The 16089-nt window shown below is 35.4% G+C and carries 19 protein-coding genes and 1 other RNA gene; 16 read left to right on the forward strand and 4 right to left on the reverse strand.

Annotation, left to right across the window (positions count from 1 at the left end; genetic code table 11):
- The first annotated feature begins 9 nt into the window (after positions 1-9).
- The 8 genes from panD to ACW0JX_RS07880 all read left to right on the forward strand — a co-directional run bounded on the left by panD (position 10) and on the right by ACW0JX_RS07880 (position 7480).
- Positions 10-393, forward strand: a complete 384-nt coding sequence (gene panD / locus ACW0JX_RS07845; RefSeq protein ID WP_000490186.1) for an aspartate 1-decarboxylase — start codon at positions 10-12, stop codon at positions 391-393.
- Between the two features lie 131 nt (positions 394-524).
- On the forward strand, positions 525-3329 hold the full coding sequence (gene dinG, locus ACW0JX_RS07850) for an ATP-dependent DNA helicase DinG (RefSeq protein WP_459245543.1): 2805 nt from the start codon (positions 525-527) through the stop codon (positions 3327-3329).
- Between the two features lie 250 nt (positions 3330-3579).
- Positions 3580-3750, forward strand: a complete 171-nt coding sequence (locus ACW0JX_RS07855; RefSeq protein WP_000412179.1) for a YpmA family protein — start codon at positions 3580-3582, stop codon at positions 3748-3750.
- A gap of 7 nt (positions 3751-3757) precedes the next feature.
- Entirely contained in the window at positions 3758-4261 is a 504-nt protein-coding gene (locus ACW0JX_RS07860) for a cell wall elongation regulator TseB-like domain-containing protein (protein ID WP_000758740.1), read from the forward strand.
- A gap of 18 nt (positions 4262-4279) precedes the next feature.
- On the forward strand, positions 4280-5467 hold the full coding sequence (gene aspB, locus ACW0JX_RS07865; RefSeq protein ID WP_000761571.1) for an aspartate transaminase AspB: 1188 nt from the start codon (positions 4280-4282) through the stop codon (positions 5465-5467).
- Positions 5468-5587: 120 nt separating this feature from the next.
- The gene (gene dnaD / locus ACW0JX_RS07870; RefSeq protein WP_000728542.1) at positions 5588-6295 is read left to right on the forward strand and encodes a DNA replication protein DnaD; all 708 of its coding nucleotides are present in this window, start codon (positions 5588-5590) and stop codon (positions 6293-6295) included.
- 15 nt (positions 6296-6310) lie between these two features.
- Positions 6311-6958 carry an endonuclease III gene (nth, locus tag ACW0JX_RS07875; protein WP_459245544.1) on the forward strand — a complete coding sequence of 216 codons (648 nt, stop codon included), beginning with the start codon at positions 6311-6313 and terminating at the stop codon, positions 6956-6958.
- A 3-nt stretch (positions 6959-6961) separates the two neighbouring features.
- Positions 6962-7480: a YpoC family protein gene (locus ACW0JX_RS07880; protein WP_029441862.1), complete on the forward strand. Its 519-nt coding sequence runs from the start codon at positions 6962-6964 to the stop codon at positions 7478-7480.
- A 25-nt stretch (positions 7481-7505) separates the two neighbouring features.
- Here the strand turns inward: ACW0JX_RS07880 and ACW0JX_RS07885 are convergent, their stop codons facing one another.
- Complete coding sequence (locus ACW0JX_RS07885; RefSeq protein WP_097987172.1) at positions 7506-10202, reverse strand: PBP1A family penicillin-binding protein; 2697 nt, start codon at positions 10200-10202, stop codon at positions 7506-7508.
- 66 nt (positions 10203-10268) lie between these two features.
- Positions 10269-10871: a Holliday junction resolvase RecU gene (gene recU / locus ACW0JX_RS07890; RefSeq protein WP_000155599.1), complete on the reverse strand. Its 603-nt coding sequence runs from the start codon at positions 10869-10871 to the stop codon at positions 10269-10271.
- A 103-nt stretch (positions 10872-10974) separates the two neighbouring features.
- Here recU and ACW0JX_RS07895 point away from each other — a divergent pair, with 103 nt between their 5' ends.
- Positions 10975-12000: a DUF2515 domain-containing protein gene (locus ACW0JX_RS07895; RefSeq protein ID WP_089170712.1), complete on the forward strand. Its 1026-nt coding sequence runs from the start codon at positions 10975-10977 to the stop codon at positions 11998-12000.
- A 151-nt stretch (positions 12001-12151) separates the two neighbouring features.
- Here the strand turns inward: ACW0JX_RS07895 and ACW0JX_RS07900 are convergent, their stop codons facing one another.
- Entirely contained in the window at positions 12152-12331 is a 180-nt protein-coding gene (locus ACW0JX_RS07900) for a hypothetical protein (protein WP_001987054.1), read from the reverse strand.
- Positions 12332-12416: 85 nt separating this feature from the next.
- Between ACW0JX_RS07900 and ACW0JX_RS07905 the strand changes: the two genes are divergently transcribed.
- Positions 12417-12659 carry a hypothetical protein gene (locus ACW0JX_RS07905; protein WP_001252036.1) on the forward strand — a complete coding sequence of 81 codons (243 nt, stop codon included), beginning with the start codon at positions 12417-12419 and terminating at the stop codon, positions 12657-12659.
- 15 nt (positions 12660-12674) lie between these two features.
- Entirely contained in the window at positions 12675-13019 is a 345-nt protein-coding gene (locus ACW0JX_RS07910) for a YppE family protein (protein WP_000786937.1), read from the forward strand.
- Positions 13020-13045: 26 nt separating this feature from the next.
- Here ACW0JX_RS07910 and ACW0JX_RS07915 read toward each other — a convergent pair whose 3' ends face one another.
- Positions 13046-13237, reverse strand: coding sequence for a YppF family protein (locus ACW0JX_RS07915; RefSeq protein WP_000242652.1), 192 nt, complete (start codon positions 13235-13237; stop codon positions 13046-13048).
- Between the two features lie 177 nt (positions 13238-13414).
- On the opposite strand from ACW0JX_RS07915, the gene ACW0JX_RS07920 reads away from it, so the two are divergent.
- The 5 genes from ACW0JX_RS07920 to rnpB all read left to right on the forward strand — a co-directional run bounded on the left by ACW0JX_RS07920 (position 13415) and on the right by rnpB (position 16072).
- Positions 13415-13972, forward strand: coding sequence for a YppG family protein (locus tag ACW0JX_RS07920; RefSeq protein ID WP_000487718.1), 558 nt, complete (start codon positions 13415-13417; stop codon positions 13970-13972).
- A 156-nt stretch (positions 13973-14128) separates the two neighbouring features.
- The gene (locus ACW0JX_RS07925; protein WP_000546292.1) at positions 14129-14551 is read left to right on the forward strand and encodes a CotD family spore coat protein; all 423 of its coding nucleotides are present in this window, start codon (positions 14129-14131) and stop codon (positions 14549-14551) included.
- A 56-nt stretch (positions 14552-14607) separates the two neighbouring features.
- Positions 14608-15162, forward strand: coding sequence for an SLOG family protein (locus ACW0JX_RS07930; protein ID WP_000862916.1), 555 nt, complete (start codon positions 14608-14610; stop codon positions 15160-15162).
- A gap of 97 nt (positions 15163-15259) precedes the next feature.
- Positions 15260-15595, forward strand: a complete 336-nt coding sequence (gene gpsB / locus ACW0JX_RS07935) for a cell division regulator GpsB (RefSeq protein ID WP_089170715.1) — start codon at positions 15260-15262, stop codon at positions 15593-15595.
- 86 nt (positions 15596-15681) lie between these two features.
- An RNA gene (gene rnpB / locus ACW0JX_RS07940) (RNase P RNA component class B) lies at positions 15682-16072 on the forward strand.
- Positions 16073-16089 lie beyond the last annotated feature (17 nt).

Genomic DNA, 16089 nt, shown 5'->3' on the forward strand with positions numbered 1-16089 from the left:
GGAGCACCTATGTTTCGCACAATGATGAGAGCAAAGTTACATCGTGCAACTGTAACGGAGGCAAATTTAAATTATGTAGGTAGTATTACAATTGATGAAGATTTAATGGATGCAGTAAATATTGTAGAAAACGAAAAAGTCCAAATTGTAAATAATAATAATGGTGCTCGTTTAGAGACATACGTTATTAAAGGGGAACGCGGTAGTGGTGTTGTTTGTTTAAACGGTGCTGCGGCAAGGCTTGTACAACCAGGGGACAAAGTAATTATTATTTGTTATGGGCTAGTTACGGAAGAAGAGGTTCATAAACAAGAACCCAAAATTGCAGTACTAGACGATAATAATCAAATTATTGAAATGTTAGGTGCTGAAAAAGCGGGTACGATATTATAAGTAGAAAGGCTATCTCCATTGCGGAGATAGCTTTTTTGTGCATCTTTTCATTAAGATGAGATAAAACGTGGTATAGTAACATTATATAAATTATTGTTGTTTGAAAGGTAAGAAATTGAGGTGTTACATATATGAGTAAGCGTTATGTCGTTGTTGATTTAGAGACGACAGGGAACTCCTGGAAAGATGGGAAGGATAAAATTACCCAAATTGCAGCTGTTGTAGTAGAAGATGGAGAGATATTGGAGATTTTTTCGTCTTTTGTTAACCCAAAAAGAGAGATCCCACCATTTATTACAGAATTAACAGGGATTGATGAAAGTCTTGTAAAACAAGCCCCGTTATTTCAAGATGTAGCCCCGATGATTGTTGAGCTATTACAAGGTGCGGCTTTCGTTGCGCATAATGTTCACTTTGATTGGAATTTTTTAAATGAAGAATTAAGGCAAGCTGGATATACAGAAATACATTGTCCTAAAATCGACACGGTTGAATTGGCTCAAATTCTTTTACCGACAGCTGATAGTTATAAATTACGTGATTTAGCTAAGAAGCATGAACTAGAACATGATCAACCACATCGTGCGGATAGTGATGCTCTTGCAACAGCGGAATTATTTTTACAATTTTTAAATGAAATTGAAAAGTTACCACTTGTCACGTTGCAATCGCTTTATGAATTAAGCGATGTGTTCCAAAGTGATATAGCTGATGTGCTTTCTGAAAATATTTTAAAGAAAGTAATGAATGGTAAAGAAGATATAGCGGAGTATGAAATACATCGAAATATTGCGCTGAAAAAGCGGAACTACTCCTTAAACCTTGGAGAAACGTGTTCATCAAAGTTTGATGCTTTCTTGAATAAAACGATGGATAAATTGGAATCACATATGCCAAAGTTTGAAAGAAGAGAAAGTCAACAACTGATGATGAAAGAGATATATACGGCGTTAAGAGATTCTCGTTTTTCACTAATTGAAGCCGGTACAGGAACAGGAAAGACTCTTGCGTATTTGCTTCCTAGTCTTTATTTTGCAAAGAGAAAAGAAGAACCCGTCATTATAAGTACACAAACGGTACAACTCCAACAACAAATATTAGAAAAAGAAATTCCGTTATTACAAAAAATAATGCCATTTTCATTTGAGGCAGCTCTTCTAAAAGGAAGAAAGCATTATCTTTGCTTGCATAAATTTGAGTATGCTTTGCAAGAGGAAGAAAAAAATTATGATATGGCACTTACGAAGGCGAAGATTTTAGTTTGGCTATTGAAAACTGAAACGGGTGATCGAGACGAACTAAATATTCCTGAGGGCGGAAAGTTACTTTGGAATCGTATTTGTAGTGATGCGTATAGTCCAGGCGGTATGCAAAGTAATTGGTTTAGTCGTTGTTTTTACCAGCGAGCGAAGAATAAAGCTTTATTTGCAGATATCGTTATCACAAATCATGCGTTATTATTTCAAGATTTTTCAAGTGAAGAACCGCTGTTTGCTTCATGCGAACATATTATTTTTGATGAAGCTCACCATATTGAAGAAGCTGCGAGTAGAACATTGGGTGAACAGTTCTCTTGTATGTATTTTCAATTGGTTATATCTCGTCTTGGGACGCTAGAAACAGAAGATGTACTGTCCAAAGTATATAAAATGATGAAAAAATCAGAGCAAGCATCTCGTTCAACTTTCCGTATGATAAGTTATAGTTTGAAGGAACTTAAGTTTGATGCGGATGAACTCTTCCAAATGTTACGTACTTTTATATTTAAACAAACAAAGCAAGAACAAGGAACGAATAATATGCCGCTCATCTATAGGTATAACGCAGAACTAGAAAAAGGTAAGTTGTGGGATAGTATCGTTGAATTAACAAATCGTTTTATATATGAATTAAGAAGGGTAGTAACTGCTCTTGAGAAGCAAGTGGATATATTGCAAAGTAAGTTAGAATGGGAGATGCATGTTGTAACAGGTGAATTTATGCATTTAATTGAGTTACTGAGAAAGATGGCAGAATCATTACAGTTACTCGTATTAGAAAAGAATTCGTATGTAACTTGGATGGAGACTGAAACGAAAGGGACGATTCATTCAACAGTTCTATATGCACAGCCTGTTCATATTGGTGAAAGATTTGCTGATGAATTTTTAACAGAAAAAAAGAGTGTTATTTTTACATCCGCCACACTAACAGTTAACGATACGTTTGATTATATAAAAGAGGAACTTGGTTTGCATGATTTCGCTCCAAATACTTTAAAGGTTCCGTCGCCATTTCGTTATGATGAACAAATGAAATTAATGGTTTCAACGGATGTACCTTTTATTAAGCAAGTAAGTAATGAGCGATATATTGAATCTGTATCGGAACATATTGCAAAGATAGCGAAAGCCACAAAGGGCAGAATGCTCGTTTTATTCACTTCGTATGAAATGTTAAAAGAAGCGTATGCGAATTTAAAAAATAATGATGAATTAGAGGGTTATTTATTACTCACACAAAGTGTGAATAATAGAAGTCGAAGCCGCTTAATTCGAAAGTTTCAAGAGGTCGACAAATCAATTTTATTAGGGACGAGCAGTTTCTGGGAAGGGATAGATATTCCAGGAGATGCCTTAAGTTGTCTTGTTATTGTCCGTCTACCATTTACGCCGCCTCATCAGCCGATGATGGAAGCGAAAGGTGAGTGGCTAAAAAATCAAGGTGAGGATGTATTCGCTAAATTAGCGCTGCCACAAGCAATATTACGTTTCAAACAAGGATTCGGCCGCTTAATTCGAACGAATACAGATACAGGAACGGTAGTAGTGTTAGATCGTCGTTTGACGAGTTCTTCCTATGGAAAACGATTTCTACAATCGATCCCTAACGTACCTCTTTATGAAGGACCATTAGAAGAATTATTAGTACAATTAGAAGAACCATCAAATGAATAAAAATGGAAGAAAAATACGCCTGAAGTATTTATAAACTTCAGGCGTAAAAAATGTGGGTAGGAGGAATTTTATTTTTCTTACTTCTTGTATACAAAATGTGTTGGTTTTCGACTTGAAACCTTTTTTTGCTGTACATGTCCTGCTATAATAGATGGGTGATGAAGCAGGGGTTGTAAAGAATGTACTCTTATTGTAACCGCATTGCGTTCTTCTATAATTAGAAATTTTTGTGTAACGGAGGAGTTTTTTCATGGAGAAGAAAATCGAAGTACTATCAACGACGCGTATTAAATATTCGTCTGATTTGTATAAAATTGTTGATAGTTTGAATCGTACGTTAAAAGAGCAGGACCTCATGTTCGGACTAGCATTAGACGAAAAAGATAAAGAAACAGCTGTATTTACGATTTACAGAACGTAGTGATACAATGAAAAAGTGGATCTTTGCAATCATTATTGTTATCGTTGCTAGCGGAATATATGGGGCGTATGTTTATAATAAAGCAATGGGGAAGAAAATTCCAAAAGAGTCGAAATTTGTAGAAATTGCTAAAGAAAAAGCAAAGCTTACAAAGGTGAAATCTGTTGATTATTACAACGGAAAATCTGCATATATAGTCGTGCAAGGTACAGATGAAAAGGGAGAACAACTTATCGTTTGGGTGCCGGAGAAAAAAGGGGATACTGTAGTAAGGAAAAAGAGCGAAGGTATTTCTGAAAAAGAGGCTATACAAAGAACATTAGAACAAGTCGGCAATGAAAGTAAGGAATCAAAAAGTAAGCCGAAAGAGATTATGAAAGTGAAATTAGGCTTTGAAAATGATGTACCACTATGGGAAGTTACATATATTGATGATGACAATCGTTATAGTTATTACTATCTTGAATTTAAAGATGGAAAATTTTTAAGACGATATAGCATTGAAAAATAGATGTAGGGGGAACTACAAATGAAATTAGCAAAGCGAGTAGCTGCTTTAACACCGTCTTCAACTTTAGAAATTACAGCAAAGGCACAAGCATTAAAAGCAGAGGGTCATGATGTAATTGGATTAGGGGCAGGGGAACCTGACTTTAATACACCAGAGCATATTATGGATGCTGCACATAAAGCGATGTTAGAAGGGCATACGAAGTATACACCAACAGGTGGATTACAATCGTTAAAACAAGAAATTGTGAAGAAATTTACTCGCGATCAAGGTATTGCGTATGATCCATCTGAAATTATTGTATGTAATGGCGCAAAGCATGCATTATATACATTATTCCAAGTATTACTTGATGAGGGAGATGAAGTTATCATTCCAACTCCTTACTGGGTAAGCTATCCAGAGCAAGTAAAGCTTGCTGGCGGTAAGCCGGTTTATGTAGAAGGTTTAGAAGACAATGAGTACAAAATTACAGCAAAGCAGCTGCGTGAGGCAATTACAGAGAAAACGAAAGCAGTTATTATTAATTCACCGAGCAATCCAACAGGAATGATTTATAGCAAAGAAGAATTACAACAGCTTGGAGAAGTATGTTTAGAACATGATATTTTAATCGTTTCTGATGAAATTTATGAAAAATTAATTTATGGTGGCGTAGAATATACTTCAATTGCCCAGCTTTCTAATGCATTAAAAGAACAAACACTTATTATTAATGGTGTATCTAAATCTCATTCTATGACAGGATGGCGTATTGGATATGCAGCAGGAAATAAGCAGCTTATTAAAGCGATGACGAACTTAGCGAGTCATAGTACGTCAAACCCTACTTCAATCGCTCAATACGGCGCAATTGCGGCATATGCAGGCTCACAAGAACCTGTGGAAACAATGCGTCAAGCCTTTGAAGAGAGATTAAACATCATTTATGATAAATTAATTCAAATCCCTGGCTTTACTTGTATTAAACCGCAAGGTGCATTTTACTTATTCCCTAACGTAAAAGAAGCTGTAGCTTTATCAGGATATGCAACAGTTGATGATTGGGCAAAGGCTCTATTAGAAGAGGAAAAAGTGGCTCTTGTACCAGGTACAGGATTTGGTGCTCCAAATAATGTTCGTTTATCATATGCGACATCTCTTGAACAAGTAGAGAAAGCATTAGAACGTATCCATACATTTATGAAAAGTAAAGTGCAAGCTTAATTTTATATTTCATTCATGTAATATAAAAAACCTCCCTATTGATGGGGAGGTTTTTTTGACGAATTGTGGCAAAAAGAAATAGCTAAAGGTGTGTTATACTAGAGAGCGAGGTGTTTGGTGATGAAAAAGAAAATGATGCTACAGTGGTTTGAGCAGGGAAGCATTGCAATTCCAAAATTGCTTATGATGCATTATAAAAAATTAGGTTTAAATGAGACGGAATTTATGGTTGTACTTCATGTACACACATTTTTAGAATCAGGTAATTCGTTTCCGACTCCTTCAGAGATTTCTGAACGGATGACGATAACGGAAATGAAATGTATGGAAGTAATTCAAGCGTTGATTCAAAAAGGTTTTTTATCACTAGAAGGTGGACAAAGATCAGAAGCAATGATGTGCGAAAGTTATTCTTTACAACCGTTATGGGAAAAAATATTACATTTCTTAATGGATGAATCAATAGAGGAAGAGCAAAAAGAAAAAAAACAGCTGCAAGTAAATTTATATACAGTATTTGAAAAAGAATTTGGAAGACCACTTTCGCCGTTCGAATGTGAAACGTTAGGAATGTGGGAGGACCAAGATCAACATCATCCAAATTTAATTCAAGCAGCTCTTAGAGAAGCTGTAATGAGTGGGAAACTAAATTTCCGATATATTGATCGTATTTTATTTGAGTGGAAAAAGAATGGAATTAAAACGGTAGATCAGGCTCAAAATCAAGGTCAAAAATTTAGAGCGAATCAACAAAGAGCACAACAAATGACAAAACAAGAGACGAAATTTACTGGAAAAGTGCCTTTTTATAATTGGTTGGAGCAGTAATATAGGAGGAGAAATATGCTTAACAAAACGCAAATCCGTTATTGTTTAGACACAATGGCGGATATGTATCCAGAAGCGCATTGTGAATTGGTTCATGATAATCCATTTGAACTTGTAATCGCGGTGGCGTTATCTGCACAATGTACAGATGTACTTGTAAATAAAGTGACAAGAAATTTATTTCAAAAATATAAAACACCAGAAGATTATTTAAGTGTTTCTCTAGAAGAATTACAACAAGATATACGCTCTATCGGATTGTATAGAAATAAAGCAAAAAACATTCAAAAATTATGCCGAATGTTATTAAATGACTATAATGGGGAGGTACCGAGCGATCGAGATGAACTTACGAAATTACCCGGTGTAGGAAGGAAAACAGCGAATGTTGTAGTTTCCGTAGCGTTTGGGATTCCTGCAATTGCTGTTGATACACATGTGGAGCGAGTGAGTAAACGATTAGCGATTTGTAGATGGAAAGATTCTGTGTTAGAAGTAGAAAAAACGTTAATGAAGAAAGTACCGATGGATGAGTGGGGGGTCACGCATCATCGTATGATTTTCTTTGGACGTTATCATTGTAAAGCACAACGACCGCAATGTGAGGAGTGCAGACTGTTAGAAGTATGTCGTGAAGGAAAGAAGCGAATGAAGGTGAAATAAGGGATGGAGCGAGTTATAGAAATACCGAAAGAATTTCACTGCTTACCATTTTTTAAAGAAAGCGTAAATTCAATTGAGTATCATACAGACGAGTCTTTTGAAGAAATAATACAAAATACTTACTTTATATTTGATATTGAAAGACAGTATGAGCCATGGAAGGAAATTGAAAACAGTATTCCAGCGATGTTGAATGTATGGAAAAATAAGCATGAAGACATTGCTATACTGTTTCGAAATAGAAATAAGCAAGAGGCTGAGGGGCCAATGATTCTTTTTGCAGCTCACTTGTTATCGGTTGTCTATTGGCTAAATGAGCAACCTGTTCATAGTTTGAATGAAATGCAAATAAATACGAATAAATTAAAAGTGCAACCTGTTAATTTTATGGAAAGATATTCATTCATAATAAAGAAACCGAGTAATTATCATTCTTATATTCAATTAGCGCAGTTGTATATCGAAATAGAAAAGCTGTATGTAAAAAAAATGATAACAAAAAAGAAGTCCGCTTCTCGTTAAGAGAAACGGACTTCTTTTTTGTTTATTAGGACTCTGTTGTAATAACAGTACCGTCTGCGTGAGGTGTATCTCCTCCGGTATTTTGATGTTGCTGTTCTTGTTGTTTCTTAGCTTCTTCTTCAGCTTTTTTCTTGGCCTCTTCTTCAGCTTTCTTCTTAGCTTCTTCTTCAGCTTTTTTCTTAGCTTCTTCTTCAGCTTTTCTTCTAGCTTCCTCATCAGCTTTCTTTTGAGCTTCTTCTTGCTGTTTACGTTGTTGTTCTTGTTGCTGTTCTTGTTGTTTCTTAGCCTCTTCTTCAGCTTTTTTCTTAGCTTCGTCTTGTTTTACTTTATCTTCATTAGCCTTTTTCTGGGCTTCCTCATCAGCTTTTTTCTTAGCTTCTTCATCGGCCTTTTTCTTAGCCTCTTCTTCAGCTTTTTTCGCATCTGGAGTTCCGCCAGGCGCAGTGAAGGATGCACCAACTGCTGGGCTTGTTCCAGTGCCTTTTTTCGCTACTACAGAGAAGCTGTAAGTAACACCTGGTTTAATACCACCAAGAGTAGCTGTCGTACCACTTATTGATAGGCTACCACTTGAACCGTCAGTTGCTTTATAGCTGGCTGCATATGCATCAACTTCTGCTGGTCCAGACCAGTTTAGTGTAACTGTGCTAGCGCCATCAAAAGTGACATTCAGACCACTAGGAGCATCTACTTTAATTTGTTTAATTGCATCTTTTTTCGCACCTTTTACGTATAACTCTCCGTTTATTTCTTGTACAGAAGAAGGACGTTCAAAGCGTGATTTATCTGTAGCGAATTTGCTCATCATTACTTGGAACATTTGCTGTGCAATTCTAGTGGAGCGATCGCTAACATAATTTTTTGGACCATCTTTTTCGTAACCGGTCCAAACAGCCATTGTGTATTGTGGCGTATATCCAGCAAACCAGCTATCTCTATTTGCATCAGCTGGGATGTCATATTTTTGAAGAACGGATTCATCAAAGTTTTGTGTTCCTGTTTTACCTGCTACGTCAACACCTGAAACGTATGCTGTTGGACCTGTACCACCAGAACCAGGTTTTACTACGTCACGAAGAACGTCAGTAACCATATAAGCTGTATAGTCTTGCATTGCGCGATGTTCTTTCGGTTTAAAGCTTTTCTTTTTCCCGTCCGGGAAGGTTACTTCTTTTACGAAGTGTGGTTTATTATAGTTACCACTATTACCAAAGGTTGCATATGCACCTGCTACTTCTAATGGAGAACTATCGTTACTACCGATTGCTGTTGATTCGTAGACTTTTCCTTCTTTAAAGGTCATGCCTAAACCTTCAGCAAATTCTTTTGACTTATTAAGACCAACTGTTTGTGCTGTCTTTAAAGCTGGAATGTTTAATGACTTTTTCAAAGCTTCACGTAGTGAAACGTCACCTTTGTAACTCTTTGTTGCATTTTGTATTTTCTTACCATTGGAATACGTATACTCTGAGTCGTTTAATTGATGGTATGTAGACCATTGTAAATTTTCAATTGCCGGACCATAGTCGAAAATTGGTTTCATTGTTGAACCAACTTGGCGTTTTAAATCAGTTGCCATATTATGACCTTTGAAAGTAGACTTACTTTCTTTACGTCCAGCACCAATTGCTCGAACTTCTCCAGACTGTGTATCCATAAATACGAATGACCCTTGGAATTGATCGTCCGGATACTTAATAAGATTGCCATCCATAATTTTGTCGGCGTAATCTTGAGCATCTTGATCAAGTGTTGTATGAATCGTTAAACCATCTGAACCGATATTTACATCAGGATATTCTTTTTCAACTTCTTTTACAACCGCATCTAAAAATGCTTGATACTTCATCTCAGTTACTTCTGAAGACGGTTGAAGGCCCTCAGTTACTGGAATCTTAACGGCGTTATTCATTTCTTCTTTTGTTATATAACCATGTCGATTCATTAATGATAATACGACATTACGACGATTTGTTGCTCGTTCAACATTTTCCTTTTTTGTTGGATCATAAATGTTTGGACCTTGGGGTAAACCAGCGAGCATAGCAGCTTCATGTAATTGCAAGTCTTTTAAATCTTTACCATAATATTTTTGCGCTGCTGTCGCAATACCGTATGAACGGTTACCTAAATTAATCTTATTTAAGTACATTTCTAAAATCTCATGTTTAGAGTATTGTTGCTCTAGTTTGTAAGATAAGTACCATTCTTGCACTTTTCTTTTAGCAGTTTTGTCCATCGTTAGAAAATAGTTTTTAACGACTTGCTGTGTAATCGTACTACCACCTTGGGAACCGAAACCACCAGTGACATTTTCCATAACTGCTTTTGTAGTTCGTTTAAAGTCAATTCCATTATGATCATAGAAACGCGAATCCTCAGTTGCAAGGAATGCATTTTCAACTACTTTTGGAATTTGATCATAAGTAACATGCGTTCGTTTTTCAGCACCGTATTCATAGAAGAAATTTCCGTTTTTATCAAGAAACTTTGTTGATAAAGGATTAACAAGTTTGGATTTATCTAATTTTGGAGCGTCCTTTACCATAACAAAGAAAGCGGAAACGCCGGCTACAAGACCAACGATACCAAGAAGTAGACAACCTATAAGGAATTTCTTGAAAAAGGAGCCTTTTTTCTTTGGTTTTTCTTCTTTATTTGTTTTTTTCTCTTGATTTTTTACATGATTTCGTTCTGTACGAGAACGATAATTATCTGACATTATACTTTCTCCTACCTTTCATTCTCTCCCCCAAAAGTCGAAAAAAGAGCCTTAGTGATGACTCTATCACGAAAAATAAACCGTGTCTAGTACACGGATATAGTCAATCCGAGGGTGATAACCGCATGATAATAAGGATCCATGCTCTTCTATTTCTTCTTTCGTAATCGACTTGCGTCCACCTGTATTTTGACGATTCCAAAATGCAATAATATGTTTTGCATCTAATAAATAAAATTCATCAAAAAGTGTAAATTTAATAATGACAAATGCAATTCCATTATGAGCAACCACTTGCTTCATATGTTCTATTTGATGAAGGTGGAAGTTTTGAAGTGGGAAACTAGTTTTATTTTTTGTTTCCTTTGCTTCAAAATCGATGTATTTCCCTTTGTATACACCGTTGTAATCTGTCGTAGAAGGTTGTTTAAAATACGCTTCTTTTACCACTGCAGCACTTCGAGCGGGGTAATCTACTTTTACAATTTGAAGAGGTGTAGGCTTTTTATGTACACATGCAATATTATGGGTTAAGTAATATTGATTTGTTTCATTCAATTCCTCTTCAAGGGACATACCTCTATTACTATAAGTATGTGTTTTTATAGGTGTTTTTTGAGGTTGTGAAGCTTGATTATACCTTTTTCCATTTGGGTAACGAATGGTCATAGTGTGTCCACTCCCAACTTGCTAAGAATTACTTACAAAGGTGATTATATCAAAAAATGAAAAAAGATGTGACCTTTTTGATGAAAGGTATGATGACTTATTTATGTTTACATGGAATGATTATATGAAAATTAAACAAAATCGAGAAAAAAATTTTTGTACAGAGAAAGAAAAAGCGATCATTCGCAATATTAAAAAGAAAACAGAAATAGCTAATGTGGACAATATTTCTCGGACACAATCTTATCAAGAATATTATTTAAGAAATAGTGAAATCAGGTGGGCCTTTTTAGCGAGTATGGTTTCGAGAAATGCGGGATGGAATATGACTGATTTAGAAGGGAGATATTATGCCACTGTATTACCTGAAACGGTAAAAAAACATTTATTTCTTCTGTACGAACAAGCTAATTGGATTATTTTCTTAGATGCATTTCCTCAGCTATTATTGTATGAGGAAAGTAAGAAGAGACGGGCACCTCTCTTTCATTTGTTGCAATATTTCAGCGTATCAATTTTTATGGAAAAAGAATGGTTACTTTTCTGGGAAAGAAGAGATATGAATAGGCTTATGACAGCGCTTATTATAAATGAACAAAATAAAATTCAAAAACCAGTCATTGAGAACACATATTTTAAAAAACATGTATTCCATACTGCACTTTTTAAAGTACAAGAAAGATTTCATATTAGTGCAGTTATCTTCCCAACAATTGAAGGGAGGATGTATGGATTTTCGGTTTATCAATTTGAAACGTTACAACAGCGTATAGAACTAGGAAAAAAATTAGCATGGTTATTGTTTCATCCAATTTATAATGGTTCGTTTTATAAATTCGCATTGCAAACTACACATACTGGGTCTAGAGAAGATTATGAAGTTTACGCACAGGAAACTCGAAAGTCTTATACGCCAACACTTAGAGATATTTATCCTGTTATTTTACATGAAGAAATAAAAATGAGAGATTGGTTTTGTGCAAATATGAAAATGAATGTGCTATTTGTACTTGAAGAACCTAAAGAGGAAGTTAATATAACAGAATGGTATAGAAGAAAGAGAGAACAAATCTATAGGCTATCTATCGTAAATCGTTTTGCTAAAAGGATGGATGAGTTCATGATATAATAAAAAAGAAGTCCCGTCTTCCATTTTGAAGACGGGACTTCTTAATTTGAAACAATCCTGCTATGAGTGCTACAACTTTAATTTCAAAACGTAATGCTAGTAGGAGATTAAGGATGATTTGAAATCTACCTGTTCGTAATAAAGTCTCGCTTTATGTAGCAGGGAAGTTTGGACCATCTAGCTTTGGATTGCCAGTCTCGGGTTTATTTTGTTGTTTGTTTTGGTTTTTCTTTTTTTCATTTTTGTTCTTTGCCATTGTAATACACCTCCTTTTTGTATTGTTACCATTTCTATAAATGACATACGAAATGATTTCTTTGACGAATAACAACTAGTTTTGTCATGTGGGCAGGAGTGGTGAATCATTCGGCGAAATTACATGACAAAGGAAAAGCAAAGAAGGAGGCGTTTTGTATATGGCGATGGTTCAGAAGGAAGATGTAATGAAAAAAATGGATCAAATGTTAAGTTCTCTCGATTTGCTGGAAATGAATATAGGGATTAGAATGAATCATGCATTAAAGGATGCGAGTGAAAAAATATGCAATAAGATAGAAATAACAGAAATGCATATTGAACATATGGAAAATAAATTAGTGCATCACGAAGAAAAAGGGAATTGGGTAAAGACATTTCAAAACGTCGTAGTGAGTGCATAATAAGGTGGGAAAGAAATGAAGAATGAAGCATTAATACAGTCTTCAGAAAAACTCATGCAGTATAATAATGAAGCGAATGTAAAAAAAAGAGAACTGATTGAATACGATTTTTATAAGGATATGAAACCGTTTGTAGATATGGTAGATGAGGAATTAGAGAAGTGGAAAGAATTAGCTTATACGTGGATTAAAGAAGAAAAGCCAAAGTATATACATGTACAGCAAATTGATCAAGTATACGATAATTTACAAACGAATGTGTTACAATGCTTTGTAAATAAAGGTAAAGGTAAACGATTCTTTGAAACACACCAAGCCGTTTCGTATACTTTGCAAAATATAGTTGAGCAATGTAAATAACAAGAGGGAGAACCCTCTTGTTATTTTTATGCTTCTGTCATTGTTGTAGGTTTTGTTGCGCCGTTTATTTCTAATTCTTTTATTAATGTTCGATAATCTGATATGCATATTTTTCCTTCGAGATACCAATGTCTCGCAAAGTCTAATAATTCATTTGCATTCTCTGTGCAATACCCCTTTTTTTGAGAAAACGCTTGTTTTAAATCCCCTAATACCATGTTGATTCCTCCCCCATGAGAATCTTCTTCTTAATTATCATAGCATGGAAGGGTTTTCTTTTTTAATTTTTTAAAAATTTAAACTTCCGACAAAAATAGACAGATACTCCATCACACATATTATTTTATAGGTACATATTATATATGTAGAAACTTATGTAAAGGAGGAGAGAATGCATGTTTCAACAATCTAACGTATATCAGCAAACGTATCCATATGCACAGCAAAATATGTACCAATATAATACGGATACATATTTACGGTATAATATGTATCCTTTCGAGCCTTATTATGGAAATCAAAATTATTATCAACCGTTTGAAGTGTCATTTATGAATCAAGCTCAACAACAGCAGCAACCTTATGTAAATCAGGCCCAACAACCACAACAGCAGCAACCTTATGTGAATCAAGCTCAACAATCACAAGCTCAGCAACCATACATGAATCAACAACAGCAGCAGCCTTATATGAATTCACAATATTATATGCCACCACAAGCGCCCTATGCTAATCAACAAGGGATGTTTTATCCACCAAAACAACCGTATCCGACGCAGAGTAAACAAAAGCAACAACAGCCAAGTCAGTTTTCTAGTTTTGTTTCTCAATTTAAAACATCAGATGGTAACTATGATGTAAATAAAATGATGAACACAGCTGGCCAGATGATGAATGCGATGAATCAGGTGACAGGTATTGTAAAGCAAGTTGGAGGCTTCTTTGGTAAGTAATGTTGAAGGGTTGTCTATGAAAGTATTGTATATGAAATAAAGGACTAGACAAATTTCCTTGTAATAAATGGGTATATATAACAAACGGCTTTCTCTCTTTTCTCATACTGTAAAGTGTAATCAGATTTTTTTAACGAGAGAGGAGAGAAAAAAACTATGCATCATTGTCATCCTTGTTTTGGAGGGCATAAGCCTGTAGGACCTATTTGTACAACTGCTCCTGTCGTTCATCCGACGAAACAATGCGTAACACACTCTTTTTCAACAACGGTGGTGCCACACATTTTCCCAACACATACAACACATGTACATCATCAACAAATTAAAAACCAAAACTTCTTCCCACAAACAAATTCAAATGTAAATGTTGTGGACCCAATCGACCCAGGATTCGGCGGTGGATGTGGACCGTGTGGCCATGGTCATCATCACCACGGTCATCAAATATCTCCATTTGGGCCAGGACCGAATGTATCACCGTTTGGACCAGGACCAAATGTATCACCGTTTTTACCAAACAATGTATCACCAGTAGGTCCAAATATCGGACCAAACGTTGGTGGAATATTTAAAAAGTAAATGATATGTTAGAACTAGCGAAATGCTAGTTCTTTTTTTGTAATTGGAGTGTTGATATGAAAGTTATTGCAGTAACAGGATATAAGCCATTTGAACTTGGAATATTTAAAAATGATCATCCAGGGGTGGAGTGTATAAAAAAGGCATTACACCGCAAATTAACCACTTTTGTAGAAGATGGTTTAGAGTGGGTTATAATAAGCGGCCAGTTAGGTGTAGAATTATGGGCTGCTGAAGTTGTTTTTGAAATTCAAGTAGAATATCCAGACTTAAAATTAGCGGTATTTACTCCGTTTTTAGAACAAGAAGAAAATTGGAAAGAAGATAATCGTGAATATTACGAATTTATTCTTTCTCAAGCAGACCATGTTGATAGTATCACGAAACGGAAGTATGAAAGCCCAGAACAATTTAAATTAAAAAATCAATTTTTTATTGAAAAAAGTGATGCGCTTTTAGCGGTATATGATGAAGAAAAACCAGGAAGTCCCAAATATATTGTAGAAGCAGCAAAGAAAAAAGGGGAAATAGAAAATTATCACAGTTATTTCATTCTTTTTTCTGATTTACAAGATATAATAGAAGAGGAACAGTGGAATAATGCAGAGTAATATGTAATATAGTACTCGTATATATGATTGACAAAAAGCATTGTTTCTGAAAAAATTTAGTTAATGAAAGTTTTGGTAAAAATTTGAGGTGAAGAAAATGATTTCGGATAAAATTAAATTAACAGCGAAAGATATTTTAGAAAAAGAATTTAAAACAGGTATGAGAGGTTATCAGCAAGAAGAAGTAGACAAGTTTCTTGATATGATCATTAAAGACTATGAAGCTTTCCACAAAGAGTTTGAGCAATTAAAGCAACAAAATGCTCGTTTAAAGCGTGAATTAGAGGAACAAAAACTAGTAGTAACGCAAGTTCCACAACAACCTGTACAAACACCAGTTGCACAACCGGTTTATAACAACACGAATACGGATATTTTAAAACGCTTATCTAACTTAGAAAAAGCTGTATTTGGAAGTAAGTTATACGAATGATGTAAGGTGGGAAAAGGTTTAAGCGTTTTACATAGAAAAAAACGTTGCAAAATCTTTTTGTTTCCACTATACTAATGGATGTCATAACGTTTGGGTAATCGCTGCAACGCCAACGTTGTAGAGGAAAGTCCATGCTCGCACGGCCTGAGATGGCTGTAGTGTTCGTGCCTAGCCAATTCATAAGCTAGGGTATTCTGGCTGTAATGCTGGTTTAACGGCAGGGAAAAAACCTAAGTCCTTTCGGATATGGTTTGACTACCTTTAAAGTGCCACAGTGACGAAGTCCTTGAAGAAATGATAGGAGTGGAACGAGGTAAACCCCACGAGCGAGAAACCCAAATAATGGTAGGGGAATCTTTTCCAAGGAAATGAACGACGGGAAAGGACAGGTTTTATAACCTGTAGATAGATGATTGCCACCGGAGTACGAGGCGTGGGCCGTTTGTAGTACAAAGGAACAGAACATGGCTTACAGAACGTTATGAACCAACTAT

This window comes from Bacillus sp. C-3-6 (assembly GCF_054509685.1).

Bases quoted from the DNA above. Each gene is read 5' to 3' on its own strand.
- ACW0JX_RS07880 (WP_029441862.1), top strand. From the start codon at position 6,962: ATGGAGCGAGTTATAGAAATACCGAAAGAATTTCACTGCTTACCATTT.
- nth (WP_459245544.1), top strand. From the start codon at position 6,311: ATGCTTAACAAAACGCAAATCCGTTATTGTTTAGACACAATGGCGGAT.
- gpsB (WP_089170715.1), top strand. From the start codon at position 15,260: ATGATTTCGGATAAAATTAAATTAACAGCGAAAGATATTTTAGAAAAA.
- ACW0JX_RS07930 (WP_000862916.1), top strand. From the start codon at position 14,608: ATGAAAGTTATTGCAGTAACAGGATATAAGCCATTTGAACTTGGAATA.
- ACW0JX_RS07860 (WP_000758740.1), top strand. From the start codon at position 3,758: ATGAAAAAGTGGATCTTTGCAATCATTATTGTTATCGTTGCTAGCGGA.
- aspB (WP_000761571.1), top strand. From the start codon at position 4,280: ATGAAATTAGCAAAGCGAGTAGCTGCTTTAACACCGTCTTCAACTTTA.
- ACW0JX_RS07895 (WP_089170712.1), top strand. From the start codon at position 10,975: ATGTTTACATGGAATGATTATATGAAAATTAAACAAAATCGAGAAAAA.
- ACW0JX_RS07925 (WP_000546292.1), top strand. From the start codon at position 14,129: ATGCATCATTGTCATCCTTGTTTTGGAGGGCATAAGCCTGTAGGACCT.
- dnaD (WP_000728542.1), top strand. From the start codon at position 5,588: ATGAAAAAGAAAATGATGCTACAGTGGTTTGAGCAGGGAAGCATTGCA.
- panD (WP_000490186.1), top strand. From the start codon at position 10: ATGTTTCGCACAATGATGAGAGCAAAGTTACATCGTGCAACTGTAACG.
- ACW0JX_RS07855 (WP_000412179.1), top strand. From the start codon at position 3,580: ATGGAGAAGAAAATCGAAGTACTATCAACGACGCGTATTAAATATTCG.
- ACW0JX_RS07915 (WP_000242652.1), bottom strand. From the start codon at position 13,237: ATGGTATTAGGGGATTTAAAACAAGCGTTTTCTCAAAAAAAGGGGTAT.
- ACW0JX_RS07920 (WP_000487718.1), top strand. From the start codon at position 13,415: ATGTTTCAACAATCTAACGTATATCAGCAAACGTATCCATATGCACAG.
- recU (WP_000155599.1), bottom strand. From the start codon at position 10,871: ATGACCATTCGTTACCCAAATGGAAAAAGGTATAATCAAGCTTCACAA.
- ACW0JX_RS07885 (WP_097987172.1), bottom strand. From the start codon at position 10,202: ATGTCAGATAATTATCGTTCTCGTACAGAACGAAATCATGTAAAAAAT.
- dinG (WP_459245543.1), top strand. From the start codon at position 525: ATGAGTAAGCGTTATGTCGTTGTTGATTTAGAGACGACAGGGAACTCC.
- ACW0JX_RS07905 (WP_001252036.1), top strand. From the start codon at position 12,417: ATGGCGATGGTTCAGAAGGAAGATGTAATGAAAAAAATGGATCAAATG.
- ACW0JX_RS07910 (WP_000786937.1), top strand. From the start codon at position 12,675: ATGAAGAATGAAGCATTAATACAGTCTTCAGAAAAACTCATGCAGTAT.